Annotated in this window: 18 protein-coding genes and 1 pseudogene; 15 read left to right on the top strand and 4 right to left on the bottom strand. The window is 41.8% G+C overall.

The window, feature by feature from the left end:
- Positions 1 to 63: 63 nt before the first annotated feature.
- The 6 genes from NSMS1_RS13590 to NSMS1_RS13565 all read left to right on the top strand — a co-directional run bounded on the left by NSMS1_RS13590 (position 64) and on the right by NSMS1_RS13565 (position 4,767).
- Positions 64 to 315, top strand: coding sequence for an RRXRR domain-containing protein (locus NSMS1_RS13590; RefSeq protein ID WP_224094023.1), 252 nt, complete (start codon positions 64 to 66; stop codon positions 313 to 315).
- A complete protein-coding gene (locus tag NSMS1_RS13585; protein WP_224094021.1) occupies positions 312 to 980 on the top strand; it encodes a hypothetical protein in 669 nt (222 codons plus the stop codon). The genes NSMS1_RS13590 and NSMS1_RS13585 overlap by 4 nt, the downstream gene beginning before the upstream one ends.
- Positions 967 to 1,728, top strand: coding sequence for a class II aldolase/adducin family protein (locus NSMS1_RS13580; RefSeq protein ID WP_224094019.1), 762 nt, complete (start codon positions 967 to 969; stop codon positions 1,726 to 1,728). Before NSMS1_RS13585 ends, NSMS1_RS13580 begins: the two co-directional genes overlap by 14 nt.
- A 196-nt stretch (positions 1,729 to 1,924) precedes the next feature.
- Positions 1,925 to 3,046, top strand: coding sequence for a sulfonate ABC transporter substrate-binding protein (locus tag NSMS1_RS13575; RefSeq protein WP_224094017.1), 1,122 nt, complete (start codon positions 1,925 to 1,927; stop codon positions 3,044 to 3,046).
- A gap of 96 nt (positions 3,047 to 3,142) precedes the next feature.
- Positions 3,143 to 3,964 carry an NADPH-dependent oxidoreductase gene (locus NSMS1_RS13570; RefSeq protein WP_224094015.1) on the top strand — a complete coding sequence of 274 codons (822 nt, stop codon included), beginning with the start codon at positions 3,143 to 3,145 and terminating at the stop codon, positions 3,962 to 3,964.
- A gap of 14 nt (positions 3,965 to 3,978) precedes the next feature.
- A complete protein-coding gene (locus NSMS1_RS13565) occupies positions 3,979 to 4,767 on the top strand; it encodes an SDR family oxidoreductase (RefSeq protein WP_224094014.1) in 789 nt (262 codons plus the stop codon).
- 200 nt (positions 4,768 to 4,967) lie between these two features.
- On the opposite strand, the gene NSMS1_RS13560 is transcribed toward NSMS1_RS13565, so the two are convergent.
- Positions 4,968 to 5,324 (bottom strand): KGG domain-containing protein, encoded by a 357-nt coding sequence (locus NSMS1_RS13560; RefSeq protein WP_224094012.1) that lies wholly within the window; start codon positions 5,322 to 5,324, stop codon positions 4,968 to 4,970.
- Positions 5,325 to 5,653: 329 nt separating this feature from the next.
- Between NSMS1_RS13560 and ligA the strand changes: the two genes are divergently transcribed.
- The 4 genes and pseudogenes from ligA (at position 5,654) to NSMS1_RS35450 (ending at position 14,886) form a co-directional block, all read left to right on the top strand.
- On the top strand, positions 5,654 to 7,690 hold the full coding sequence (ligA, locus tag NSMS1_RS13555) for an NAD-dependent DNA ligase LigA (protein WP_224094011.1): 2,037 nt from the start codon (positions 5,654 to 5,656) through the stop codon (positions 7,688 to 7,690).
- Positions 7,691 to 8,084: 394 nt separating this feature from the next.
- Positions 8,085 to 12,281 (top strand): chemotaxis protein CheB, encoded by a 4,197-nt coding sequence (locus NSMS1_RS13550; protein ID WP_224094009.1) that lies wholly within the window; start codon positions 8,085 to 8,087, stop codon positions 12,279 to 12,281.
- Positions 12,282 to 12,437: 156 nt separating this feature from the next.
- Entirely contained in the window at positions 12,438 to 13,610 is a 1,173-nt protein-coding gene (gene moeB / locus NSMS1_RS13545) for a molybdopterin-synthase adenylyltransferase MoeB (RefSeq protein ID WP_224094007.1), read from the top strand.
- Between the two features lie 185 nt (positions 13,611 to 13,795).
- Positions 13,796 to 14,886: pseudogene (locus NSMS1_RS35450) on the top strand (ISAs1 family transposase).
- A 226-nt stretch (positions 14,887 to 15,112) separates the two neighbouring features.
- Here NSMS1_RS35450 and NSMS1_RS13535 read toward each other — a convergent pair.
- Both NSMS1_RS13535 and NSMS1_RS13530 read right to left on the bottom strand, forming a co-directional pair.
- The gene (locus tag NSMS1_RS13535; protein WP_224094005.1) at positions 15,113 to 17,860 is read right to left on the bottom strand and encodes a zinc-dependent metalloprotease; all 2,748 of its coding nucleotides are present in this window, start codon (positions 17,858 to 17,860) and stop codon (positions 15,113 to 15,115) included.
- Positions 17,861 to 18,197: 337 nt separating this feature from the next.
- Positions 18,198 to 18,380 (bottom strand): hypothetical protein, encoded by a 183-nt coding sequence (locus NSMS1_RS13530; RefSeq protein ID WP_224094003.1) that lies wholly within the window; start codon positions 18,378 to 18,380, stop codon positions 18,198 to 18,200.
- Between the two features lie 78 nt (positions 18,381 to 18,458).
- On the opposite strand from NSMS1_RS13530, the gene NSMS1_RS13525 reads away from it, so the two are divergent.
- The 4 genes from NSMS1_RS13525 (at position 18,459) to NSMS1_RS13510 (ending at position 21,045) form a co-directional block, all read left to right on the top strand.
- Positions 18,459 to 18,890 (top strand): pentapeptide repeat-containing protein, encoded by a 432-nt coding sequence (locus NSMS1_RS13525; RefSeq protein ID WP_224094001.1) that lies wholly within the window; start codon positions 18,459 to 18,461, stop codon positions 18,888 to 18,890.
- Between the two features lie 72 nt (positions 18,891 to 18,962).
- Entirely contained in the window at positions 18,963 to 19,379 is a 417-nt protein-coding gene (locus tag NSMS1_RS13520) for an acyl-CoA thioesterase (protein ID WP_224093999.1), read from the top strand.
- 293 nt (positions 19,380 to 19,672) lie between these two features.
- Positions 19,673 to 20,113, top strand: coding sequence for a cyanase (gene cynS / locus NSMS1_RS13515; RefSeq protein ID WP_224093998.1), 441 nt, complete (start codon positions 19,673 to 19,675; stop codon positions 20,111 to 20,113).
- Positions 20,114 to 20,145: 32 nt separating this feature from the next.
- A complete protein-coding gene (locus NSMS1_RS13510) occupies positions 20,146 to 21,045 on the top strand; it encodes a DNA-methyltransferase (protein ID WP_224093997.1) in 900 nt (299 codons plus the stop codon).
- Between the two features lie 206 nt (positions 21,046 to 21,251).
- Here the strand turns inward: NSMS1_RS13510 and NSMS1_RS13505 are convergent, their stop codons facing one another.
- On the bottom strand, positions 21,252 to 21,464 hold the full coding sequence (locus tag NSMS1_RS13505) for a hypothetical protein (RefSeq protein ID WP_067767345.1): 213 nt from the start codon (positions 21,462 to 21,464) through the stop codon (positions 21,252 to 21,254).
- A 391-nt stretch (positions 21,465 to 21,855) separates the two neighbouring features.
- Between NSMS1_RS13505 and NSMS1_RS13500 the strand changes: the two genes are divergently transcribed.
- Complete coding sequence (locus NSMS1_RS13500; RefSeq protein WP_224093995.1) at positions 21,856 to 22,986, top strand: SGNH/GDSL hydrolase family protein; 1,131 nt, start codon at positions 21,856 to 21,858, stop codon at positions 22,984 to 22,986.
- Positions 22,987 to 23,033: the final 47 nt, after the last annotated feature.

The raw sequence follows: 23,033 nt of genomic DNA, 5'->3' as shown, positions 1-23,033 counted from the left end.
TTGTTTTTTCTTCCCTACTTTTCCCACTCCCTTATCTTCCTCATCCCCTACTCCTTACATCTCATGTCAAAAGTTCTCATTCTCGATGCAGATCGACAGCCTTTATACCCGGTTCGTATTAGTCACGCGAGGATTTTGTTATCACAAGGTAAAGCGTTAGTATTTCAAAGGTATCCGTTTACAATCATTCTCAAAGAAAGTTTTTCGCAGCCGAGTTTAGAAAAGCTGGGAATTAAAACTACTTATATTAATGAGACTAAGAGCCAAAAAATTGGTATTAATCCTGTTCGTTTTTTCAAGCGAGGCAATAGATGACAGAACACGGCATTCTGGAACCTCTTTCAGAAGACCAATGGTTTATTGATAGTCAGGAACTTCGCTCTTTTGTGGCGACGGTGCGAGATATTAGTGCCGATACTATTGATAATCGTGAGCGTACTTTAGATAGACTTGAGCCTTATTTTCAGGAATTGCTAGCTCAGGAGGGATGGCTACCGGAAAAATATGCCCAAATTAATCCGGAAAGTGGGATGGGGGGTGGAATTGGTCAGTGGTTGCTTTATCGTTCTCAAGACCGTTCCCTCACTGTATTTAGCTTGGTAATTCCTCCTGGTGCTGGTACGCCAGTACATGACCATCTGGCTTGGGGATTGATTGGTTTATACAAGGGTAATCAAGCTGAGACAGTATATAGCAGGATAGATGGTGGTAACTTAGAAGGACACGCACAATTGGAAGTAGTAGAAGAGCGATCGCTACAACCTGGTGATATTTACCGTCTGTTACCACCAGAGGGGGATATTCACGCTGTTAAAACTACATCTGCAAGTCCATCTGTTTCCATCCATGTTTTAGGAAATGATACTGGCTGTATTTGGCGGCATCAGTTTATACCTGAAGCGCACAGTGTGAAATCATTCCGCTCTGGATATTCCAACGCTCCTTGCAAAGAGGAAGATACAGAAAATGTCCGTATTTAGTAGACCCCAACCCCCTATTTTTAATAGCATTGAAGAAGAACGCCTGCATCGTAAACAACGTCTAGCAGCAGCCTTCCGCCTGTTTGGACGATTTGGTTTTAGCGAAGGTATTGCAGGTCATATTACAGCTCGTGATCCAGAATTTACAGATCATTTTTGGGTAAACCCTTTAGGAAAATACTTTGGACACATTCGAGTGTCTGATTTGGTGTTAGTCAATCAAGATGGTGATGTAGTCAAAGGTGACGCAAATATAAATCAAGCAGCTTTTGCGATTCATTCCCAAATTCATGAAGCTAGACCCGATGTAGTAGCTGCTGCTCACGCTCATTCAATTTATGGCAAAGCTTGGTCTAGCTTGGGTCGTCTGCTTGACCCATTGACACAAGATGCTTGTGCTTTTTATGAAGACCATGCCTTGTTAGATGATTATACAGGTGTTGTATTAGAAACTTCTGAAGGTCAGCGATTAGCCCAAACCTTGGCTAAGAACAAAGCAATTATTCTGCGTAATCATGGCATTCTCACTGTGGGGCAAACAGTAGATGAAGCCGCTTTTTGGTACATTACCTTAGAACGTACTTGCCAAGCTCAACTATTAGCCGAAGCTGCGGGGAACCCTAAACCCATTAGCCATGAAACCGCCAGATTAACCCATAGTCAAGTAGGCGCACCTAAAGCCGGTTGGTTGAGTTTTCAACCCCTTTATGACAGGATTGTGCGTGAAGAGCCTGATTTGTTTGATTAGGGAGTGGGGAGTAGGGGGAGATGAGGCAGAGGGGGGAGACAAGGGAGATGGGGAATTTATTACTTATCACTCGTCACTTATTACTCAGCACTCTCTACTCATCACTCATCACTCCACTATTAAAAATTGCTTTGGCTGTATACTCCGGTAACTCTATAGATTTATAGTATTTATAGCGTTTATAAACATCATTCTAATGATTGACCTCATTTTTCGCCGCCTGATTGCGAGGTGGAGAGCATTAATAAAGTTTGGGGATTTTCCCTTTAAAAATCCGCTACCACTTCGCATTGCTTCACCTTTACCAATAACTGGAGCTTTTCTGGCTGGTGTTTGTCTGAGCTTATTATTTGCTGCTTGCTCATCGACACCAACAGCTACTAATCCCAATCCTAGTGCGACAGATGTTAGTAATTCTGCACCTACAGCCGCTAAAGTATTACGCTTTGGTTATCAGAAATCTAACATTTTATTGAAAACCAAAGGCGTATTAGAAAAGCGGTTATCACCAGAAGGTGTATCTGTGCAATGGATTGAATTTCCGGCAGGGCCGCAATTGTTAGAAGCGATGAATGTCGGTAGTATTGATGTTGGACATGTAGGCGAATCACCACCAATCTTTGCTCAAGCCGCAGGTGCATCATTAACCTATATTGCAGGAATCTCAGCTAGTCCTGCTGGTTCGGCAATTCTTGTACCACAAAATTCACCTATTAAACAACTTTCAGACTTGAAGGGTAAGAAAGTTGCTTTTCAGAAAGGTTCTAGCGCTCATTTATTATTAGTCCAAGCTTTACAAAAGGGAGGATTAAAATATACTGATATTGAGCCTAAATACTTGCCGCCGGCTGATGCTCGTGCCGCTTTTGTTAAGGGTAGTGTCGATGCTTGGGTAATTTGGGACCCGTTTTATGCAGCAGCACAAGAAGCCACTAAAGCCCGTGTTTTAGTTGATGGTGCAGGGATTAACAAACAGGGTGGTTATTATTTAGCTAGTCGTAAGTATGTGACTGAAAATCCTCAAATTATTAAAGCAACTTTAGAAGAAATTCAAAAGTTGGAAGAATGGTCAAAAAATCACCGAGAGGAAGTGGCTCAAGCTCTATCACCCGTGTTAGGAATTGATATTGAGACAATGAGAAAGGCTACTAATAGACGTAGTTTTGGCATTGTGCCAATTACCGATGAACTGATAAATTTACAACAATCAGTTGCAGATACATATTATCAGTTGAAACTGATTCCTAAACAGGTTAGTGTGAGAGAGGCAGTTCTAACAAAAGAACAATACGCTGCTTTTTCTCCTCCAGTTAATTAACAATACTCTGTGTCTTTGTGGTGTGTCTTTGTGGTGAAAAAATCCTCACAAAGACATAAAAAAATCTAAAAATTATTTTTCTATCTGGAATAATTTATGAGCAACCCGACAGAATTATTGAAATCCCGCTATGGTGAGGTTCCTTTTAATCCCGAAATTGCCTGGAATGAATCTCTAACTACGTTATTAACTCACCGTTCCGTCCGTTCTTATTTATCTGATCCTTTACCACCGGGAACACTAGAAACTCTGGTGGCGGCGGCTCAGTCTGCGTCAACTTCTTCTAATCTGCAAACATGGAGTGTAGTAGCTGTTGAAGATCCCCAGCGCAAAGAAGAATTATCTAAATTGGCAGGAAATCAGGCACACATTCGGCAAGTGCCTTTATTTTTGGTATGGTTAGCAGATTTGGCGCGGTTGAGTTATGTGACAGACAACCGGGGATTTTCTCATGATGCTTTAGATTATTTGGAATCCTTTGTCGTGGCAACTGTTGATGCTACCTTGGCGGCGCAAAATGCAACTGTAGCGGCTGAGTCTTTGGGTTTGGGAACTGTGTATATAGGTGGTATTCGGAATCATCCCGCAGAGGTGGCGCAGATTCTCAATTTGCCGCCTTCTGTGTATGCTGTGTTTGGGTTGTGTGTGGGTTATCCTAATCCAGAAGTACCAGCAGCCGTAAAGCCGAGATTACCCCAGGAGGCAGTGTTGCATCGGGAAACTTATAAACTGACAGAACAAGAAGAAGCGATCGCCCATTACAACGACATCATCAAAGAGTTCTATACTCAACAGAAGATGAATATTCCTGGCGATTGGTCAGAACATTCTTCCAAGCGCGTGGCTACTGTACAATCATTGAATGGACGCGATCGCTTGCGTGAAGTATTGCATAGTCTTGGTTTCCAGTTACGTTAGGGAAAAAGTAGATTATGGATTTGCAACTCAGGGGCAAAGTAGCCTTAGTCACAGCAGCTAGTAAAGGATTAGGTAAAGCTACGGCATGGCAATTTGCCCGTGAGGGTGCAAAAGTTGTAATCTGTGCGCGTAGCGAAGTAGTTGAGAAAGCGGCGGCGGAAATTACCAATGATACTGGTGCTGAGGTGTTGGCGCTACGTGCAGATGTTACCCAACAAGCCGACATTGAACGAGTAATTGATACGACTATAGAGACATTCGGCGGTTTGGATATCTTAGTGACAAACGCAGGCGGGCCTCCGGCTGGTACATTTGATGATACAGATTTGGCAACCTGGGAAAGCGCAGTTGATTTAACCTTACTTAGTACGGTGCGCTTAGTAAAATATGCCTTACCTCATCTACGTCAATCAACTGCTGCGGCAATTCTCACCATTACTTCTAGTTCCACTAAACAACCAGTCAAAAATCTGGTGTTGTCAAATTCGATTCGGTTGGCAGTAATTGGTTTAACAAAAACCCTATCTCAAGAATTAGGCAAGGATCAAATTCGCGTCAATAGTATTTTACCAGGCTGGACATATACAGAACGGGTGGAAGAATTGATTAATGCCCGTATTGCTAAAACTGGTCAAACAAAAGAGGCAGAAATTGCTAGTATTAATACTGCCGTTCCCTTGGGGCGCATGGGTAAACCAGAAGAGTTTGCGAATGTAGCAGTATTTCTTTGTTCACCTGCGGCATCATTTGTTAACGGTGTCATGCTTCAGGTAGATGGCGGACTGAACGCGGGGACGTTTTAAGTCAGTTTTAACACTTAAGAATTTTTAACACTTAAGAATATAGTGAGGATGGTAATAGGTAATTGGTAATTGCTAATGTAAAAACCAATTACCCTCCGGGTTCGCCAGTTCCCTACTGCGGGAGACCCGCCTACAGGACTGGACTCACCAATTACCTATGACCCATTACCACCCAGATAAACCATTAAATTCCCCAAGAACTATTTTTTCTTGCTGGTATTTTTATGGCTTTGCTTGCCGGCTTGGGAATGTTGTTCCCTTGTACCGCCTTGGGTATGTTCTTCGCCGCTATCTGCGATTTCTGTGCTATCTTCGTTATCTTGTTTCTTGCGTCCGCCACCGTGAGAATTTTTACCACCCTCACGACCGATTTCGGCCATGTGTTCTCTGTCTTGGCTTACGGTTTCGCCACCTTTGCGTCCGGCTTCACGAGCTTCTTCGGAAGTAAACTCATGTGCAGTACCTTTAGCGTGAGCAGCTTGTCCGCCTTTGCTGGCGATTTCGCGTTGCTTATCTTCATCCATAGAAGCAAAGCCACGTTTACTTGTATCTGACATAATCTTGCTCCTTAATACTAAGCCGATTTGTTGACTCTTCAGCTAGTAAAAATTTTGTTTTAATTCGTTATCAATTTAGCTAAGTAATTTAGTTACCTTCATGTCCCATTGGTGGGAAAGATTTTCATTGAGCTTGAACTTTTGACGTATAACTGAAGTCATTAACTAAAGATTTTGAAAATATCTGTAGGGACTTTCCTTTAAATCAACTTTTATTTTTTATATTAAACTAAGTAACCTATAAATATAGGTGTTTTTAATTAAAAATCTGCTAGTAGCAGGTATTATCGTTTTGAAATTATATCTACTAGGTATTTTGCAAAAGTCTAATGGTACAAATTCAGCCAGAGATTAAACGCGCCCAAGAACTGCGTCAACTGTTGCAACAAGCTAGTTATGCTTATTATGTCATGGATGCACCCATCATGGAGGATGCAGTCTACGACCAACTGTATCGAGAACTGCAACAACTAGAAACTCAGTATCCAGAATTAGTTACGCCAGATAGCCCTACGCAGCGTGTGGGGGAAAGGCCAGCTACACAGTTTAACTCTGTGCGCCACAACATTCCTCTGTATAGCTTGGAGAATGCGTTTAATGTGGAGGAGTTGCAAAATTGGGATCAGCGTTGGCGGCGACAGGTTGCAAAAACTGAGGCTGAATATGTCTCAGAACTGAAAATTGATGGTTCTGCGATCGCCCTCACGTACCAAGATGGTATTTTAGTCAGGGGTGCGACTAGGGGCGATGGGGTGATGGGTGAAGATATCACTCAAAATGTGCGGACAATTCGCTCTATTCCCTTGCGGTTAAATTTTGATGGTATGGAAGCAATTGAGAAGGTGGAAGTTAGGGGTGAGGCTTTCTTGCCTTTGGAAGTATTTAAACAAATCAACGAAGAAAGACAAAAGGCTGGGGAACAGTTATTTGCTAACCCCCGGAATGCGGCGGCTGGTACATTAAGACAGTTAGACTCGCGCATAGTCGCCAAGCGGCGGTTAGACTTTTTCGCTTATACGCTGCATATTCCTGGTATGGATGACGCGAGTATTGCCAATACCCAATGGGAAGCTTTGGAATTATTGCAGAAAATGGGTTTTCGGGTGAACCCTAACCACAAACTTTGTCAATCTTTAGCAGATGTTGCAGATTACTATAAATATTGGGATACGGAAAGATTAAATTTACCCTACATGACCGATGGGGTGGTAGTAAAACTTAACTCTTTCAAACTGCAAGAACAGTTAGGTTTTACCCAAAAATTCCCCAGGTGGGCGGTAGCGTTGAAGTATCCCGCCGAAGAAGCACCCACCCGTGTCGAAAATATTGCGGTGAATGTGGGAAGGACGGGGGCGTTAACACCGTTGGCGGAAATGCGTCCGGTACAGTTGGCGGGAACTACCGTATCTAGAGCTACCTTACATAATAGCGATCGCATCGCTCAATTAGACATCCGTATTGGTGACACCGTTATTGTCCGCAAGGCTGGGGAAATTATTCCTGAAGTTGTCAGGGTGCTGAAAGAACTGCGCCCACCTGATACCCAACCTTTCATTATGCCGAGTAATTGTCCCGTGTGCGGACAGTCTGTGGTGCGGGAGACGGGGGAAGCGGTAACTCGCTGTGTGAATGCTTCTTGTCAAGCCATTCTCAAAGGTTCGATAGAACATTGGGTGAGTCGTGATGCTTTAGATATTAAGGGTGTAGGCGAAAAACTGGTGCATCAACTCGTAGATAAAGGCTTGGTGCATTCCGTCGCTGATTTATATGACTTGACAGCAGAGCAATTATTTGCGTTGGAAAGAATGGGGAAAAAATCGGCAGAAAAATTAATTGAGGCGATCGCTCAATCAAAAAACCAGCCTTGGTCAAGGGTATTATATGGTTTAGGCATCCGTCATATAGGTAGCGTTAACGCTCAGTTATTAACGGAGAAATATCGGACAGTAGAGCAATTATCCTCCGCCAAACAGTCAGAAATCGAGGGTATTTATGGCATAGGTGCAGAAATTGCTCAGTCTGTTTATCAATGGTTTCAAATTGATGCCAATCAAACTTTAATTAAACGCTTACAAACCGCAGGGTTACAATTTGCAAACACCGAAGAAATATCTAATGTTGATAATGCTAACCTCAAATTTGCAGGTAAAACCTTTGTCATCACAGGCAGTTTACCCACATTAAAACGCGATGAGGCTAAAGCTTTGATTCAAAAAGCTGGGGGAAAAGTAACTGATTCAGTTAGCAAAAAAACAGACTATTTAGTTGTTGGTGAAGATGCAGGTTCTAAATTGGGAAAAGCCCAAGCATTGGGAGTTGCACAGTTAACCGAAGCTCAGTTATTAGAACTTTTGCAAGCAAGTTAGTAGGCTCAAGATTAGAGGCTAGAGGAGCAGAGATAAATCACGAAAAATTAATGATCAATTAGCAAACTTTCTTTCTCAAATTATTACTCTCTGTGCCTCTGTCTTAGAGGATGTTTGAAAAGTCCCTAATGGTGTATTAAATACTTTTATATCCCCCTAAATCCCTCCCTTCAACAAGCTCAGGGCATCGCTGAAAAAGGGGGACTTTGATTCTTGTTCCCCCCTTTTTCAAGGGGGGTTAGGGGGATCAATGAGTGCTGAAAATCACAGCAAATCACTTTTCAAACAACCTCTAATGTCTAAAATATATCCTATGGTCATGTGAAGTGCAGTCAACAACATTGTATTTTATTTAAAGATTACCCAACACCCCAACTCTAATCGGTTATCAGGCATGAACTCTAGGCGGTCGAAGAAATCTCAGTCGGATACCCCTGATGGAGAACAGCAAGGGAACGAAAATCAATCATTTCCTATTGTCGGGATTGGAGCCTCTGCCGGAGGGTTGGAAGCTTTTACACAGTTACTCAGCCATTTACCCCCTGATACGGGTATGGGGTTTGTATTAATTCAGCATCTCAGTCCCGATCAAAAAAGTATTCTAGCTGAGATTTTAGCTAATACAACTCAAATGCCTGTGGAGCAAGCCCAGCATGAGATGGTGGTGGAACCAAATCATGTATATGTGATTCCACCTAATGCTTTAATGACTATCTCTGGTGGTAAGCTGCAACTGAGTCCGCGTCCCAAGATCCGAGGACAGGTAATGTCAGTTGATACGTTCTTCTTTTCTTTGGCAGAAGACCAGGGCAACCAAGCTATTGCCATCATCTTATCTGGGGGTGATTCTGATGGTGCAAGGGGACTGGAAGCCATAAAGGAAGCTGGCGGAATTACTTTTGCCCAGTGTCAAGAAACAGCACAAGTCAGCAGTATGACCAACACGGCTGTCGCTTCTGGTCAGGTAGACTTTGTATTAACACCACAAGAAATTGCCCAGGAGTTAACTAAACTTAGTCATCATCCCTACGTGAATGGAACAAACCCAGAAAAATCAGCGAAAATTATACCCTCGGCAGGTGACGCTCTTTCAACAATCTTTAGTCTGTTAAAGGCGGCGACGGGTGTAAATTTTCATCAATACAAAGAAACCACCCTCAAGCGTCGCATCCTCCGGCGGATGACTTTATATAAGTTGGAGAGATTAGAGGATTATGTAACTTATCTGCAAGAGCATTCCGAGGAAGTAAAAGCCCTGTATGGGGATGTGCTAATTAGTGTCACTAGTTTCTTCCGAGATCCCGAAGCTTTTAATGCTTTAAAAACTAAAGTATTTCCTAACATTATCAAAGCACAGAATGCTGATTTTCCCATCCGTATCTGGGTAGCGGGATGTTCGACTGGGGAAGAAGCCTACTCAATTGCTATCTGCTTACTGGAATATTTGCAAAGTCAGGGGATTCGTAAATCTATCCAGATTTTTGCCACTGATATTAATGAATCAGCCATCGAGAAAGCCAGAATCGGTATTTACAAGCATAGCCAATTAATTGATGTTTCACGCGATCGCCTGCAACGTTTTTTTGTACCTGTAGATGGTGGCTACCAAATCAGCAAGCCAGTGCGAGAGTTGTGCATCTTTGCTAAACAAAACCTCATCGGTGATCCTCCCTTTTCCCACCTTGACCTGATTACCTGCCGCAATGTCCTCATTTATTTGAGTTATGCTGTCCAAAAGAAACTTCTACCTATTTTTCACTATGGTTTAAAGCCAACAGGCTTTTTGATGCTTGGTACTTCAGAAACAGTAGGTGATTTTACTGGCTCGTTCACTTTGGTTGACAGAAGATACAAACTTTATTCCCGCAAAATAGGTAATACTTCCCAAGGAATTGATTTAGTTAGTAATAACTATCAGGGTGAAACTGCCCAACCTCCGCCACAAAAAAGCGTAGAAGTTTGGAATAATTTGGAAATGGAAAAAGTGGCTGACCAAATTGTGTTGGCTCAATTCGCTCCGGTGGGTGTAGTTATTGATAATGAATTAGAAATTGTCCAATTTCGCGGACAGACTAGCCCTTATCTGCAACCACCATCAGGCAGACCCAGCTTTAACCTGCTGAAAATGGCTAAAGAAGAATTACGGCTAGAATTACGTAGCGTCATTCACCAAGCGAAAAAACGCTCAGTAGCGGTGAGGAAAGAAAGTATTGAAATTAAAGAAAGTGATCACTTAAAACTGGTACAGATTGATGTAGTACCATTTAATCTAGCAAATACTACCAAGCCCTACTTTTTGGTGATGTTTACCCAAATGGAGGCGATGGCATCTTCTATGTTAGATGTAGCTAAAACTCCCACTGCTAATAGAAGACGTAAACAAACTGATGACCAGGATGAAATTAACCGCATCAGTCAAGAGTTAGCCACTACCAAAGAATATTTGCAATCAATTATTGAAGAACAACAAGCCACCAATCAAGACTTGAGAGTGGCTAACGAAGAAATTCTTTCCAGTAACGAAGAGTTGCAAAGTACCAATGAGGAATTAGAAACGGCGAAAGAGGAAATACAAGCAACTAATGAAGAATTAAACACAATTAACGATGAATTACAACGCCGCAACCTCGAATCCTCTCAAGTTACCAACGATTTACAAAACCTCCTCAGCAGTATCAATATTCCTATCCTCATGTTAGGGGGAGACTTACGCATTCGCCGCTTTACACCCGTAGCCGAAAGAATCTTTAACCTGATTGCTTCGGATGTTGGGCGACCATTTAGTGATATTAATCACAACTTAAATATTCCCGACCTAGAACAGCACATTTTGGGAGTCATCAACACACTCAACTTTAAAGCGCAGGAAATCCAAGACAATGAGGGACATTGGTATGATTTACGCATCCGCCCCTACCGTACAGTAGACAACAAAATTGACGGGGCAGTGGTGGTATTAGTTGATATCAACGACTTCAAACGCAGCGCCAAGCAAATCACCGCCGCCAGGGATTACGCGGAAGCAATTGTGGCAACTGTGCGGGAATCGCTGGTAGTTTTGGATACAGATTTAAAAGTAATTACCGCAAACCAGTTCTTCTACGAAAAATTCCACGTATCAGCAGAAGAGACAGAACAACGGCTGATTTATGAGATTGGTAATGGACAATGGGATATACCGCAATTGCGATCGCTCCTAGAAGACATTCTCCCCCACCAAAGTCAATTCCAAAACTTAGAAGTTGAGCATGAATTTGAGGATATTGGACGGAAAATCATGCGGCTGAATGCGCGGAAACTGTCGCATATTCACGACGCACCGATGATTCTCCTAGTAATTGAAGATATTACCCAACAAAAGCAACTAGAATCCGAACGGACGCAACTTTTGTCCCAAGAACAAGCAGCCCGTGAAGCATCAGAAACAGCCAACCGTGCCAAAGATGAATTTTTATCAATTCTTTCCCACGAACTGCGAAACCCCCTTAATGCTATGTTGGGTTGGGCAAGCCTACTGCGAACCCACGACCTAGACCAAGATACAGTGAATCAGGGTTTAGAAGCCATTGAACGCAGCGCCCAAGCCCAAGCCAGCCTCATCAGTGATTTATTGGACATTTCCCGCATCAGTTCTGGTAGACTGCGGATGGATGTCCAAACCATTGAACTTGTACCGATTATAGAAGCTGCGATCGCTGTTGTCCGGTTAGCAGCCGAAGCCAAAAGCATCCAAATTCACACCAACCTAGACCTGACACATAGACAGATAGTAGGCGACCCCATCCGCTTACAACAGGTAATCTGGAATTTACTCTCCAACGCCATCAAATTCACCCCAGTCAGAGGCAGAATTGATATCACCCTAGAGTACACCCCCTACCAAGCCCAAATTCAAGTCAGCGATACAGGTCAAGGTATCAAAGATGACTTCCTCCCTCATATATTTGAACGCTTCCGCCAAGCCGATGGCAGCAGAACCCGCTCAAATCCAGGCTTAGGCTTGGGTTTGTCAATCGTGCGCCACCTCATAGAACTCCACGGTGGTACAGTAGAAGCCACCAGCCCAGGAGAAAACCAAGGCGCAACCTTTACAATTCACCTCCCATTACAAAGTATCCAGGGTCAGATGTCCTACTTCACTCCTAGCGAGTCATTTAACCTTACCAGAACCCAATTACCCACTGATAATATTTCCTCCCTAGCAGGGTTGCGGGTACTTGTCGTAGATGACGAAGCCGACATCCGCCAATTATTCAAATTAATCTTAGAAGAATATGGCATAGAAGTAACAACAGTAGCCTCAGCCAGCGCCGCCCTATCAACCCTCATGGCAAATCCCAACGGCTACGACTTGCTGCTATCAGACATCGGCTTACCCGCAGAAGACGGTTACTCCCTAATACACCAAATCAGGCTGCTAAGTCCAGAAATTGGCGGACAAATCCCAGCCGCCGCCCTCACCGCCTACGCTGGTCATGCAGAATACGTCGAAGCCTTAGCCGCAGGCTTCCAAACCCACATCGCCAAACCCATCGACCCAGCGCAACTAGTGACATTAGTTGCTACTTTGACTGGGAGAGTGAGAAGTTAGAGAGTGGCGAGATGAGGGAGTGGGGGGAGATGAGGGAGAATAACCAATTACCAATTACCAAACAATAATTGATAACATAATTTAACTACTTAAGCTTAAAGACCGATATCAATTTTCGATACAATCAATATTCCGCGCTTCCTCATTCAAATCGCTATGCTTAATCCCAATCTGGAAGAAATCCAGTTGACCAAAGACGACTACGAACGCTACTCCCGGCACTTAATTTTGCCGGAAGTGGGTGTGGAAGGACAAAAACGCCTCAAGGCTGCCAGTGTGTTGTGTATCGGTACTGGGGGGCTAGGTTCACCACTACTGTTATATTTAGCAGCCGCAGGTATTGGACGCATCGGCATTGTAGATTTCGATGTGGTTGATACTTCCAACTTGCAACGCCAAGTAATTCACGGCACATCCTGGGTAGGTAAACCCAAGATTGAATCCGCAAAAAACCGCATACATGAGATTAACCCCTACTGTCAGGTTGATCTCTACGAAACTCGCCTGAGTTCCGAAAATGCCCTAGATATCGTCAAGGATTACGATATTGTGGTGGATGGTACAGATAACTTCCCCACTAGATATCTAGTTAACGACGCTTGTGTATTGTTGAACAAGCCCAACGTTTACGGTTCGATTTTCCGCTTTGAAGGACAAGCAACGGTATTTAATTACGAAGGCGGCCCGAACTACCGCGACTTGTACCCAGAACCACCACCACCAGGATTAGTTCCTTCCTGTGCAGAAGGTGGAGTATTAGGTATCCTGCCGGGAATGATTGGTGTCATCCAAGCCACAGAAACAGTCAAAATCATTTTAGGCAAAGGTAATACCCTCAGTGGCAGACTGTTACTGTACAACGCCTTAGATATGACATTCCGCGAGTTGAAACTGCGTCCTAACCCCGAACGCCCAGTAATTGAAAAGCTGATAGACTACGAACAATTCTGCGGTATTCCTCAAGCCAAAGCAGCCGAGGCGCAACAACAGCAAGAAATCCAAGAAATGACGGTGACACAACTTAAGGAGTTGTTAGACAGTGGCGCAAAAGATTTTGTGTTGCTAGATGTGCGTAACCCCAATGAATACGAAATAGCCAAAATTCCTGGTTCTGTCTTAGTGCCTTTACCAGACATTGAAAATGGTAATGGTGTAGCCAAAGTCAAAGAAGCACTCAACGGCCACCGCTTAATTGCTCATTGTAAAATGGGTGGGCGATCAGCTAAAGCTTTAGCCATCCTCAAAGAATCAGGCATTGTGGGAACCAATGTCAAAGGCGGTATCACCGCTTGGAGTCGAGAAGTAGATCCATCGGTTCCTGAATATTAAATCTAATTAAATGTAGAGAACAAGCCGGGAAATTCAAACTTGTGAATTTCCCTTTTTTTGTAACAACAATTTATGAATCCTCGTTTTACCCCACCCTAACCCTCCCCTTGCAAAGGGCAGGGCTGTTTCATTCTGAAGAGAAAAATGGTTGAATCGGATAGTGAGTGTATTGTTGAAGAGTAGTAATGGCAGTCAGCTTAATCACGCAACTGAAAAAAGTCAGGGATTTTCGGACAAAGCAAGGACAAAGACACCCATTATGGCTGGTACTGGTGTTGGTGATCATGGGAACAATGAGCGGTTGTGTAGGTTACAGAGGTTTAGGAGATTTCGTCAAACGTCATCAAAAATCATTAATCGAAATACTAGAGATACCAAAAGATAGAGTGCCATCATACTCGACAATTCACCGCGTGATGATGCGTGTGAATTTCGAGGAATTGACACAGATATTTAATGAATGGGCAAGTCAGTACGTAGAATTAAGCGAATTAGAATGGTTAGCAACTGACGGAAAAAGTATCAAGGCGACAGTCCAGGACTATAGCAGTAACTACCAAAGATTCATCAGCGTGGTATCGATATTTAGTAGTCACCAAGGTCAAGTCGTCGGGTTACAAACGATGGATAACAAGCACACCAGTGAAATTGCTACAGTTCAAAACTTAATTGCCGTATTAGATTTAAAGGGTGTGGTGTTTAGTTTTGATGCACTTCATTGTCAAAAAAAACAGTCCAGCAAATCATCCATAGTGGCAATGATTACGTGATTGCTGTTAAAGCCAATCAGCCAAAACTTGATCATCAACTCCAACAGAATATGCAGCAATCACAGCCCACAACTACACATACTGATCTTGAACGAAGAAGCGATCGCCTCACTCAACGTCGAGTTTGTGTGTTTGACAACTTGAACAATATTTCCACTGATTGGGTGGGTTTAAAGTCGATTATTCAAGTCGAACGAGTTGGTACTCGTGCTGGTCAACCTTATCAACAAATAGCCTACTACATTAGTTCACTGTCTCAATCAGCATCAGATTTTGCCCAAGGTATTCGTGGTCACTGGGGGATTGAAAATCGATTGCATTGGATTAAGGATGTTGTTTTTGATGAAGACTCTTGCCAAATGATTGATGGCTATGCTGCTGCTAACTTCTCGATTATTCGTAGTTTTATCATTAACCTCTTGCTTCACAATGGTTTTGATTCCCTAACCACAGCCATACGACAGTGCGCCCATGATATTAAATTACTTTTTTCCTTTTTAGAATGAAACAGCCCTGCCATTACAATGGGGGGCGATCGCAGCTGGTGGTGTCTTAGCTTTCCTTGCAGCGCAGGCGATTAAGCGGACTTGAGTGAATGGGGAGTAGGGAGTGGTGAGTGGGGAGTAGGAGAGATGGAAACAAAGATTAGGAACTAGAGTAACGAAATAAAGGATTATCAATAATATTCCCTTTCTTCTACCCCATTCCCTACTCCCTACTCCCCACTCCCCTCTATTGCGAAACCAACTGTGCACTCAAAGTCTTAGTAATGCGATCGCTAGAAAATTGTAGATGGGCTAAGGTGTAAACATCGGCTTGTTTACCAAGTTGTTTTAGCTGGGTATCGATGGCGCTTTGCAGTTGGTGTAACTTATACCAAGCTAATGTGCGTCCATCTTCGGGCGCATCAAGATTATGCAGCACCATTTCCAGTAAAATATCTAGATATTCTCGTTGTAGTGAACGGCGAATACTAGAGATTGACTTGAGTTGTGGTGTGGTGAGAACTTCTTTCCAGATTCCTTGTTGCAAGGTGTCGAATAATTCTGGTAGGGTAAGGGCTTGCTCAGATGGGGTTTTGAGTTCTATATCTTGGATACGGTGGAGACGTTCATTATCTAAGAGCGATCGCAAAATATATCTTTGAAAATTTAACACCCGTTCATGAATAGGATAGTCTAGGCGGTTGTTGGGTACAGAACTTCCCCAATGTTGCCAACGGGAAGGCGCTAATTGATTAAGTAATTTCGGTGAGAAACTAAAAGCATCCTCAGCAAAAACATACTCTTGTAACTCTGCTAATGCTTGACGCTGCTTATCAAGGGGAACTGGTACAAATGCCCAAGCACTATCATTACTAGCATGAGTGCGGCGAAAAGATTGTCCACCAATATATTTAGAAAGTAAAGCAGCGTTACGGAAATAATACTTCAATACTCGATTAAATAAAACCCGCAAATGGCTATAACTTTCACCAGGTGGGAGATAATGGTCATCCAGACGCTGCCACATCACACGGGCATTATCCATTTGCCATTGCGAATATACCAGCACATCGCTACTCATATCCCAGAGATTCGCTAGAGGATTGATATCCCAGATATCTTCATCAGTTGCGTAAGATAATTCTGGTTGTGGTGAAGCTAAAGCAATTTGCTGTAGAAAACTTTTTTCTTCTTGTGGCGTAATTACCTCATCTTCTCCACGAGGACTGTTTTTATAACCATATTCAATTGCCCATTCATCATAAGGGCCAATCACCTCTGGAAAATAATCACCTTGTTCCATGCCTTGTGGTGCTATGTTCACAGGTAAATAGTCCATCACCGAACCAACTAAACCTTTAGTACGGGTAATTTCTCTATTATTTAACTCTTGGGGAGTTAACATAGTGCTACCGTGAAAATTATGGCGTAAACCCAGAGTATGCCCGACTTCATGTGCAACAAGATAGCGCAAGTATTGATGCACATATTCCTGCATCGCCTCACCACTAGGTTGAGTATTTTGCAGCAGTGATAATGCCAAAGCTCCCATAGCCGCTTGTTCTGATGTAGTTTGGCTATAGCAGAGTTCGGAGGAGTGGGGAGTGGGGGGAGATGAGGAAGATGAGGGAGTAAGATATTCTTCTACTGCCTCCTGCCTCCTGCCTCCTGCCTCCTGCCTCCTGCACATATCCCCCAACGATGTACTATCATCCATCAGTGCGCGGTACTCATGCTGAACTGATAGCACCATGTTGGCATCAATGATGATATCTGCATCTAAAATTTCCCCTGTGAGGGGGTTGACACGGACTGGCCCTTTGGCAAAGCCTGCATCTAGAGAATTAAACCAGCGTATAGTATTGTAGCGGACATCGGCTGGTTGCCAGCCGGCATCATCGGGCATTTGTCGCACTTCTATGGCGTTTGCAAATCCGGCTTTGGTAAAGGCTTTGTTCCACATGAGTACGCCTTCTTTAATTGCTTGACGATAGGAGTGGGGTACAGCGTTTTCAATCCAAAATACTATAGGCTGTTTGGGTGGCGATATGGGTAAGCTGGGATCTGATGGTTCGAGATGCCAACGGTTGATATAACGGACAAAGGGTTCTTGAGCATGATGATCGGAAAAATCTTGAAACGCCGTAATAAAATATCCTACGCGATCGTCGGCGAGTCTGGGAATATAGCCGTTGTTTTCTGGCAGTTGGGAAAAACTATAGTGTACCTTGAGAGTAAGCGCTCTACTATCAGGTAAGGTAACTAAATCTGCACCTTCTGGTGAAGAAAAACCATAAATAGAGTCAATCTCTAAATTTTTTGGCAAGCTATTAACTTCACCAAAATAAGATTTATTTTTTTCGAGGTGGTAGTCAGCTTGTAAGGAATATTTTAATAAAGGAGTTAAGCCTGCGAAGTCCTGCATCAGCAGGTCGTTCATATCTATGAGAATATTTTTACTACGCGGATCAATGCTGTTTATAGGTAAGGAATAAAGAACTGAATCGCTAAATGAACGAGCAAGCGATCGCTGTTCTGGGTTACTTGCTTCTGTACGGAATTTAACATTACGCACAACAAAGTGCAAATTATTATTGACACGCCGAAAATAAAATAGATAATCAGCTAAAGGTGAACCGCTATAAATACCACTTTCGCCTACACCCGACTCCAATGTGACTGTAGCTAAATAATTTTTATTTAATTGCTCCGGTTTAATCTCTAAGAATACTTCCCCAAAATTATCTCGGCTATAAATAGTAAAAAGTCCCTGTAGTTTCTTCGCTCCCCTGACTAGCTCACGAAATCGCCAAAAATCTTCCTGGGGTTTCTCCTCATGATTATTTTCAGCAACAGCTAATTCCACTACTGGGAGCGGGTTTAGTTGCTCGATATCAGGATGTGTAAGTTGCTCGGCTCTTGCGTAAGTAGAACTCAGTAATAAATTACATAAAAACACTGTGAATATGACTAATTTAGCTATCCAGTATTTCATCCTTTATTTTTCTGCCTGAAGCGGTTCTCGTGTGTAGAAAATGTAGATTAATCTGCCGTTTGCCAGCTTTTCAAATACTGTCAAAATATTGAGAACTTAAACGCATATAAATCTACTTGAGTCAGACAAACTATTGTTTGCCCGTAGAAAACATGACACTACTAACCCCAAAGTAGTGCGTGTTTTTATTGCCATGAGAGTTATTTTGTAATTTTTCATTTATAAGATAAAATTAACGATTTAGCAATATCTATCTCTAAAGAAATACAAGCTATAAATCTAAAGATAGATGTTTTTGCACTATATCTGCATTAGAAGCTAAAAAATGTAGTGGATGCTACGCCTGTAAATCGTGAGGATAGAAGTAGGTCAACCCTACCCGAAGAATTAGTAAAAATTTAGCACAAGCATACTGAAACAAACCCATCTCTCGATAGTAGTTGCATCCAATTTCTTCAGCATTAGCCTCATAAATCTCATACTTTTTATACGCCATACGTATGAGGCAAAAGCTGGTCATTTAAAGGAACCTGTTTATAAGGAAGCTTAATCGGTTTTGAAGCAAAACCTTAGTAACTGAGTTCATGAGGTAATCAAGATGAAACTAGAGATTTTAGCTACCACAGCACTATTAAGTACAATTGCCTTAACAGCTCCAGCACAAGCGGCAAACCCTCAGCATGTGCGGCAATTACTGACTACAAGAAGTTGTGCAGGTTGTAACCTAGCAGGCGCAAACTTACAGCAAGCTCACTTAATTGGTGCAGACTTGAGAAATGCTAATTTAACAGGAGCCAACCTCAAAGCAGCTAATTTAGAAGGTGCTGATTTAACTGGTGCAAACCTTAAAGGCGCAAACTTAAGCGAAGTTTTTGCCAGCGATGCAAGTTTAAGCGGTACTAACTTAACTAATGTAAAACTTATCAACGCTGAACTTCATAATGCTGATTTAGAAGGCGCTATCTTAGCTAACGCTGATTTACGAGGAGCCATTGTCTATGGTGCTTTGTATGGCGGCAATGTTAGATAATGGTCAGTTAACAAGCAAAATCTATACAGTGAGAGTTGTTAGATGTTAATAATCTCTCACTGTTGAATTTTTATGGAAGTATTTAAGACTTTATTACGTGTGCGCCACTATGAAATGGATGCACTCGGACACGTAAACAACGCAGTTTACCAAAACTACTTAGAGCAAGCAGCCATAGAACATTCAGAACATCTAGGTTTAACCTTGGATGTTTACCAAGAATTTGGTTGTGTATTTGTAATGCGGCGAGTGGAAATTGATTATTTGCGTCCAGCTGTTGCGGGTGAAAATTTGGAAGTTACAACATGGTTGAAGCAAATACAAGGTACTCGTGCTTTTCGTTGTTACGAAATTCGCAAGCAATATGAGGAAAATTTGTTAGTGAAAGCCGAAGCTTTATGGGTTTGGGTAGACGCTAAAACCATGCGTCCGCGACCAATTCCTCGCTTGATGATAGATAAGTTTAGTCAGTTGACTGTTGACAGTTGATAGTTGTTAATAGTTTTTTCTCCTTAGTTTCCTGTCTCCCCTCTCTCCCTCATCTCCCTCATCTCCCTCATCTCCCCCTACTCCCAATACGGTTCGGATAAGTATTTTGAACTAATAATTGGTTTAGGGAAAAGGTTAAAGGGTAAGGGTTAAAGGTTTTTTCTTCCCTTTTCCCCTTCGCCTTTCCCCTTTAACCGAACCGTATTGCCCCTACTCCCATAATTCTCAAGCGATCGCCCATAACTCATGTTAAAATTTTCTCTGGCAAAATTAATTAGCTAGAAGAATTACCAATGTCTATCCCTGAAATTACGCAAACGCTGTTAAACGCCAAGAAAAACAAAGGTCTAAGCTTTGGTGATTTAGAAAGAATTATAGGACGGGATGAAGTTTGGATTGCATCTGTTTTCTACCGTCAAGCCAGTGCATCCCCAGAAGAGGCTAAGTTGTTGGTGGAAGCATTGGGATTAGACTCTCTCTATATTCAACAGTTGACCGAATACCCAGTCAAGGGATTAGGGCCGATAGTACCAACCGACCCTTTGATTTATCGCTTCTATGAGATTATGCAGGTATATGGCTTTCCGCTTAAGGAAGTAATTCAAGAAAAGTTTGGTGATGGAATTATGAGCGCGATTGATTTTACTTTAGATGTGGACAAAGAAACAGACCCCAAAGGCGATCGCGTTAAGATTACTATGTCTGGTAAATTCCTACCTTACAAAAAGTGGTAGTCTTTGACTCATCAAAATAATTTATACGCCGCTTGAACTCACAACAAACAACCCAAGTAATTAATTCTACACCTATATACACGCAAAAATACGGTAATGCTTATTTAGGCGATTGTCAGGAAATTATCAAAGTAGTTCCAGACAATAGTATTAATTTAATTCTCACTTCACCACCATTTGCCTTAACACGCAAAAAAGAATATGGTAACGAAAGTGCGGAAAAATATATTGAATGGTTTCTACCATTTGCTTACGAATTTAAACGAGTTTTAACAGAACAAGGTTCATTTGTTTTAGATTTAGGTGGAGCTTATCTTCCTGGTAATCCTATACGCAGTATTTACCAATATGAACTTCTAGTTATATTATGCAAAGAAGTTGGCTTTTATCTAGCTCAAGAATTTTATCACTATAATCCAGCGCGTTTACCTACCCCGGCTGAATGGGTGACAATTAGAAGAATTAGAGTTAAAGATGCTGTAAATGTAGTTTGGTGGCTATCAAAAACAACCAATCCGAAAGCAGATAATAGAAAAGTTTTAAAACCATATAGCCAGAGTATGCAACGATTACTCAAAAATGGTTATAAAGCTCAAATTCGTCCTAGCGGACACGACATTTCTGATAAATTCCAAAAAGATAATTCAGGCGCAATTCCACCCAATTTATTAGAGATTCCTAACACTGAATCTAATAGTGTTTATTTACGGCGCTGTAAAGCAGCCGGGATAAAACCACACCCAGCAAGGTTTCCTCAAGGGTTTGCTGAGTTCTTCATCAGATTCTTGACTGATGAAGAGGATATAGTATTAGACCCGTTTGCAGGTTCTAATACTACTGGGTTTGTTGCTGAGACTTTACAGCGTCGATGGATTTCCGTGGAAATTAACCACGATTACGTTTTAGGAAGTCGCTATAGATTTAGTCAATAGTCAATTAACTTTTGATTTTAGATTGATAATTTTAGGTTGTTTCCAGTTAAGGAATAGACTCTGGAAACTTCTATAACTTTAGATTGATGACTTAAAAAAGAAAGCATGTATCAACCTAAAACCTCATCTCTAAAATCTCAAACTGGCACAGTTAATAGAGAATGATTTAGCTGTGAACCTTTGACTATTAACCGGAGTCAGCAGATTTATATTTCGCCATTCACCTGCATTTGATGAACCTTGTCTGCTAACTCTTGACGACTTTGATCGTCAAGTTTATCTATTGCTAACATTCCCATCAGAATTACCTCTTTTAGGGTTAAACGAGTCGAATGTGCCTGTTTTTGCACAATCTCTTTGATAATTGGACTAACACCGATTGCCGTACTAGCTCTAGCCACGAAATTACTGGGAATTATCTATTACGTCGCCTAAATCTTAGCACTTTCTACGGGTTTCTTCTATATCAGAAGAACTTAATTTATATATGTAGAGATCAATATTTACAAGCCTCAGCACAAAAGATATTCTAAAAGCAGGTAGTAATTGTTACAACACTTATGAATATAGTAAAAATACTTAACAAATTAAAGTTACAATCAACCAGTTTCATCAGTTTGAGTATATTGACTTACCAGACTGCAAGATAGCCTTTAAAGAATCTGTGAATTGTTAAATATGATCTGATTAACCTAGTTTACAGAAGCGTATATTTTAGAGAAAAATAATATTTTAGCAACAGTAAAATTTCTGAATGCAGGAAATTAAAACTGTCATAGAACAAATAGTAAGTAGAGGAGAGACAAAGCAATGAGGGATTCTTATCTGTTGGCAGTAGGCTTGTTCACAGGATTGACACTACCCGCATCAGCTCTACCACAGATATCGGATATCCTGCCAGACAATTCTCAATTTGTGTCGGGTGTAAAACCAAACGCACAAACTACTGTTACCTCAGTTCCATCTTTATCTATCTTCAGCACCAAAGTATCACAGGTAGTAGATGAAAAAGCTCTACCTACGGTTTTTAACGTATCCATCCCAGAATTTAGCTCTCAACCTTTGTTACCAGCCAAAGCCTCTGAATCAACAGATAGCGCTAAAAATCTACCCAGTTCTGAGATTCCCTTACCGGAGTTTACCAATCCAGAACAATTAATACCTCTAAACTCATTCTTTAACCTCAATCCTATACCTCCTAAAGAACCATTAATTAGTGGTAATCAACTTTACTATTACAGATTAGCAACATTAAAAACTGGTCAGATTTATACACGACAAGATACTGATACTGACAAATTATTGCGGGATAGGGGTCAAAAGCAACAACTGACTTATGATGATTGGAAAAATCTCTTAGCTCTAGAAGCGAAAGCGATCGCTCAAGGTCAAGGTAAAAACCGTCTCAGTATCTTGGTAGGGGATTCCTTAAGTATGTGGTTTCCCAAGGAAAAGTTACCTTCTGGTAAACTGTGGCTGAATCAAGGTATTTCTGGCGATACTTCCACAGGTATCTCAAATAGATTGGCAGCATTTGCACAAACTCGCCCTGATGCAATTTACATCATGGCTGGCATTAATGACTTACGCCGGGGAACTAGTGATGAAGTAATTCTGCGTAATCATCGCCGCATTATTCGCAATTTGCGACAATCTCACCCCAAAACTCAAATATTTGTACAATCTATATTACCTACACACCTATCGACACTTTCTAACAGCCATATTCGTCAACTGAATACAAAACTAGCCCAAATTGCTAAAGAAGAAAAAGTTAATTATCTAAATATTCATAGCTGGTTTGCAGATGCGGATGGCAATTTACGCTCTGATTTAACTACAGATGGGCTGCATTTATCGGCTGATGGTTATGACGTATGGCGATTTGCTATCCAACAGGTAGAGTTCAAACTAGCTCAAAGTCAAAGTGTTGAGCGTTGACTGTTGACTTTTAACTGTTCACCAAAACTAGCCTAATCTATATATTT

Source organism: Nostoc sp. MS1 (assembly GCF_019976755.1).
Taxonomy (GTDB): domain Bacteria; phylum Cyanobacteriota; class Cyanobacteriia; order Cyanobacteriales; family Nostocaceae; genus Trichormus.
Note: the sequence above shows the minus strand (reverse complement) of the source record. Positions and strands in the feature narration are given on the sequence as shown.